The sequence below is a fragment of the uncultured Bifidobacterium sp. genome (assembly GCF_959020155.1).
Classification (GTDB): Bacteria; Actinomycetota; Actinomycetes; order Actinomycetales; family Bifidobacteriaceae; genus Bifidobacterium.
In genome coordinates, this window is sequence record NZ_CAUERC010000049.1 from 1 (window position 1) to 5,536 (window position 5,536).

Genomic DNA, 5,536 nt, shown 5'->3' on the forward strand with positions numbered 1-5,536 from the left:
GGCCTGAGCCTGCTCGGCCAGAACGTCAATCTCAACGATGTACTCAGTGTGCTGGATGTCGTCGTCTCGACGATTGAACACTCCGATGTGACCGGCGGCATCGGCGGATACTCCGTTCTGGCCAGCACGGCAGACCATAGGAACGCCAACAACAAGCCCGATCCACTGGGTATGGCCGGCGGCTTCGCCGGAGACATCGAAGGCGGCCATATCCAGGACTCGAGCTCTCATGAGTTCGTATACATCATCGGCCAGGTTTCGGCCGGCGGCTACGTGGGCACCATGCAGCCGGGAGCCGTGGCAAACGTACTCGGCGACGGCAGCGTGCTCAAGAAGCTCGTCAACCTCGACAACCTGCTCTCGCTCGTGCAGGACTTCGTACCGACGATTCGCAACAGCTCGACCGATGCCACAGTGTGCGGCGGCGCGGTGCGTGCCCAGGCGGCATCGGATACGACCACACGCCGCGGCATGGCCGGCGGCTATGCGGGTCGTAACCGCGGCGGTCATATCTGGGGCAACAACACAGCAGCGTGGAAGCAGGAGAATACCGACGGCAAATACAACGGGCCGCAGCGCGTAGCCTACGCCGCGCGCATCCGCAGCGTATACGGTGCCGAAATCGCCGGCGGTTACACCGGCTTCATGGAGGCGGCCGATACCGCTCAAGGCGGTTCGCTCTCCTTGCTTGGCGGTCTCATCAAGGCCGGCAACCTCGCTGGCGTGCTGTCCGTGGTCTACCCGACCGAGGAGCACTCGAAGGTCACTGGTCCGCTGCGCAATATGAGCTACGACCAGTGGAAGACGTGGGTCGACAACATCGGCAAGTACGGTGCGTATGGCAAGGAATTCACCGATGTGACCACGGCTGATGGTGCGGGCTCTGTTACCGACCAGGATTCCCTGGACAAGTTCCTCGAATCCTACATCTTCGGATTCAACGTCGTCGCAGGACGTGCGGAGTATCGGACCGGCGCGAACCTGCATGATTCCGGCGTCGCCGGCGGACACGTCGGCCTGATGCGCACCGGCACGATCACCGATGGCCAGTCGATGGATGTCAAGACCGTCTCTGCCATGCGTGCGGCAGGCGGTTATGCAGGCACGATGGAATCCGGCTCGGCATCCTCGTTCGGCTCTATCCAACTATTCGGCGACAAAGGCATCAAACTTGATTTGGGACAGATGCTCGACGTGGCACAGGTATTTGTGCCCGTCGTCAAATCTTCGAGCGTGGCCGGCTACCGCAAGGGTATGAAGGTCGTGGCCACCGGTGAAGACATCACGCACGGTACCGGTAATGCCGGAGGCTATGCCGGTCTCGCGGTCGGTGGCCAGGTCTGGGGCGATCTCGACCAGAGCGGCCAGAAGCTTGTCGAGGGTGTCACCGCTGCCGGCGCCAACGTTTCCAACCTGCGCAAGGTGGAAGGGCGCAACAATGTCGGCGGATTTATCGGCGTGGCCACTGCCGGTGCGGTTGCGGATGTGGACACCAATGCGTCCGAGGGATTCCTGCAAGGAATCCTCGACTCGCTGGTATCGAACCCGGCAAGTCTGGTCAGCGTATTGCAGGCCACGGTTACGACGATTCGCGGTGCGCATGTGAGCTCGGATGACCCGGCATGGGGATACACGGTCGACGGCGCATATGAGAGCAAGGACGATAAGGGTAATACCACAACCAAGTATGCCCTGAACGCCGGCGGTTTCGCTGGTTCGTTGCAGGCCTCGATCCTCGGTGACAAGGATTCCGCCAAAGGCACCGGCAGTGAAGCGGATCCGAACAATGACCCGGCTTCTCTTACTGTTAACGGGCTGCGCGCTGTCGAAGGCGGGCAATACGCCGGTGGCTTCTTTGGTCTTGCTGATGTATCCAGCGTCGCTTCCGTCGGCGGTGGCGAGGCCGGCGATAAGCAGGATACCAACCTGCTGCTCAAACTGCTCAAGGTCGGCAACGTGGGCGTGCTCGAAGCATTCCGCACCTTCATCTATGACGGTCAGGTCAACGGTGTGAGCGACGGCATCCAGATTGTCGCCCATGATTCCACCACAAAGGGCATGCTTGACTCGAAGCGTTACACCGGTGCGGCCGGTGGCTTCGGCGGTGGACTGATCAATGGCTCTGTCAAGCAGTCCGCGGTCACCAACCTCAACAGTGTGACCGGCGTGAACTACGTGGGCGGCTTCATCGGGCATCTTGGCAAATCCGGCACGGTCGCCGCCGACAATGCACAACTCGGCACGGATGCGCTCAATCTGCTTGGTGCCACGGCCGGCGTACTTGACATCTGGGGCTCGCACGTTGGCGATTCGCGCGTCACCGGCATCCCGGACGGTTATACCGTCACCGCCACACACCATGGCGACAATTACGGCAAAGCCACCGACAAGGCTACCGGACGCGAGGTCGCAGGTGGTTTTGTCGGATACGTGGATTTGGCCAGGGTGAAGGGCTGCGCGTCTGACAATCTCAAGAAGGTCACTAGCGGTGAGATTGCCGGCGGATTCGTCGGTGAAACCAGCCGTGCCTATTTGGTTGACGCGAAGGTCAACTCTGTACTTGTGGAACTGCTGCTGCGAGTGGTGAACGCGCTGGTCAAGCTCCTGTACCTCGACAAGGCGGAACAGGTCGGCGTCATCGATTTAGGCAAGTGGTTCCCGGCCATCTTCGGCAAGGTATTCGATCTCAAGGTGCTTTCGGAAGGCGACGTGCTGTACGTGAACCTGTTCGGACTGAAGGTGAGCGTCGCCCTGTCCAAGGATGGTGATGAAAACCAGCAGCAGACCGACGTGGCGATTGTCACCATCGGCGATAGTGTCATCAAACTGCCTTGCAGCAAAGACGGCATTGATATGGATGGGTCGGGCAGCAACCTGACCGTCCAGCTCATCAAGGGCAACCGTACTCGCGTGGAACAGTCCACCGTAACGGGCATCGCCAATGGCTATGACGTGTTCGGCGGAGGGGCAACTCAGGATACCGACGGTGTGAAGGATCTTTCCACAGGCTACACGGGCGGCTTCGCCGGACTGAACGACGAGGGCGTGCTGGCAGACGACCACATGGTCTACGCCGACACGATCCGCGGTGCCAGCGGACTGGTCGACCCGTTCTCGAACACCAAACTCAAGTCCGTATGGGACTTCAACACCATGAGCGACATCCTCGGACCGGTCGATGACGGCAACGGCGGCAAGGCATACAACACCTACCGCATCTACCGCAAGGCGGCCGCGAACGCCGGTGAGGCCCGCACCTCCGCACAGGACGGCAACAAGATCTTCTCGCGGAAGAACACGGCAGACGATGCGCTGCACACCAGACTCGATCGCTGGGAAGTGAAGCTGTTCGACGTGGTCAACACATACGACAGCGGCGCTGTGCACAGTGGTGCATCCGGCGACACTGGTGCCACATGGGTCGGCATCAAGGACGCCGTGACTGTGGCTGGTGGCAGCAGCACAAAGCTCGATGCCTACCAGTCCCCGGCCAAGGCAGTGCTCATGCTTGACGTGCCCGTATCCGACAACAACGGCGGACTCACCCCCGAACCGGACGACGGCCAGGACCCGTGCGGCAAGGACGGTTGCCGAACCATTGACCTGACCGTCCAGAAGGTATGGAAGGACGGCAACCTCGAACGGCCGCAGTCGGTCGAACTGAAGATCGCCGCGCACTATACCGATGACAGTGGCAATACGGTGACGCCGCAGACGATTCAATGCTTCGGCGCGGATTGCACAACCGTGACGCAGAAGAATCCATGGACGGTGACGTTGGACTCCTCCGATGCCTCTTCCTGGAGCAACACCTGGCGCAAGGTGATTCAAGGACTGCCGGTCGCATTCGTGGATGGACAGGATGCCAACGGCAAGGACATCGTGCGTTACTACACGTACACCGTGGAAGAAACCGCCGTGACCTATAAGGACGGCGATACCACCAAGACCATCACGCCCGCGGAGGCCGGATATCAAGTATCGGTCTCCTACAACACCAAGGAACGCGTGGCCATTGTTACCAATGCGGCGTTGCTTCCGGATACGGGAGGCGCGGGCACGATGTGGTTCCTGATGTTCGGCTTGCTGCTTATGGGAGCTGGCGTGGTCTGGTACGTGCGTAATCAACGCGTTCAATCCGGCACAGTCCGCTCGGGCTCCAGCCGTATACGAAAGCGAGGTGCCCATGCCGCGTGACGACCACATAGACAAACCGTACCTGCCAAACAGAAAAGATTTCCATCTAGAGAAAAGAACAGTAATGAAATCACTGATGAAAAAGGTTTTCGCTGCCGCCGCGGCGATTGCCACCGTATTTGGATTGGCTGCGACGACAGTCGCCACGGCCAACGCAGCGGATAATGCCACGCTGACGGTCAGCACTACTGACGCGAAGTTCGCCGGTAAGACCGTGAACGCCTACAAGATGTTCTCCGCCACCGTGAGCGGTGACGGCAAGGCTGTCTCCTACACGTTGACTGACGAGTGGAAGTCGTTCTTCAAGGATGGTCTTGGACTAACTGGTGTTACCGACACGAACGTCAACGATAAAGCAAACGAGTACGTAGCCAAGCTGAAGAATGATGGTACCGGTTTGGCTGCTTTCGCTACCAAGGCATCGAACTGGGCGCAGAACACGGTCAACAGCATCAAGACTAACAAGACCACTACGGTATCTTCCAATGCCGCGGGCGGTCAGTACACTGCGACGTTCACTGGTCTCGACTACGGCTACTACGTGGTCGCTGTGCCGGGCGCGACCGTGGCTGACACCAAGAGTCAATACGCCACGCTAGTTTCCGTTGGTAGCACCAATGTGGATGCCACCATTAAGGGCGCCCTGCCTACCGTCGTCAAGAAGGTAAATGGTGAGAGCGCCACCAGCGCGAAGATCGGTGATCCCCTGACCTTCACCCTGACTTCCACCATTCCGGACATGTCCGCCTATAGCGCCTACACCTTCAACTTCAAGGATACGTTGTCTAAGGGCCTCACCTTTAAACAAGTCGATTCCGTTAAGGTCGAAGGTGCGAATAGTTCACTGACCGAGGGCGCTGACTACAGCGTCACCACTACTTCTAAGACCTCCGGCGAAACGCTTCTTACTGTCGCCATGAATGAATTCAAGAAGCAGCAGGCCAATGTCGGCAAGACGATCACCGTCACCTACACGGCCACGCTGAGCAAGGATGCTGTTGTGGGCGGTCATGGTAACACCAACTCCGCAACGATTCAGTACTCCAACGACCCGAGCAACGGTGGCTTTGGTGAGTCCGAACCCAGCAAGGTTCGCGTCTTCACTTATGGCTTCACCGTCGATAAGTACACTGGTGACAACTATACTGCTGAAGCTGTTCGACTTCCTGGTGCTAAGTTCACACTCGCACCTAAGGACGGCGACCCTATGAGCTTCGTGCAAGTCAATGCCGGTAGTGCGACCGCGAACGCTGTATACCGTGTAGCTACGGCTGGTGAGACAGGTACTACGACTATCACCACTCCTGAAAACGGTAAGGTTGACTTCCAGGGACTGAAG

General features: G+C 59.0%; 2 protein-coding genes. Both read left to right on the top strand.

Annotated features, from left to right (window positions below; genetic code table 11):
- The coding region (locus tag Q5H31_RS08025; RefSeq protein ID WP_302457662.1) for an LPXTG cell wall anchor domain-containing protein at positions 1–4,197 on the top strand (4,197 nt) is incomplete at its 5' end.
- A gap of 64 nt (positions 4,198–4,261) precedes the next feature.
- Positions 4,262–5,536 (top strand): isopeptide-forming domain-containing fimbrial protein (locus tag Q5H31_RS08030; RefSeq protein ID WP_302457663.1); only part of this gene is annotated, 1,275 nt, incomplete at its 3' end.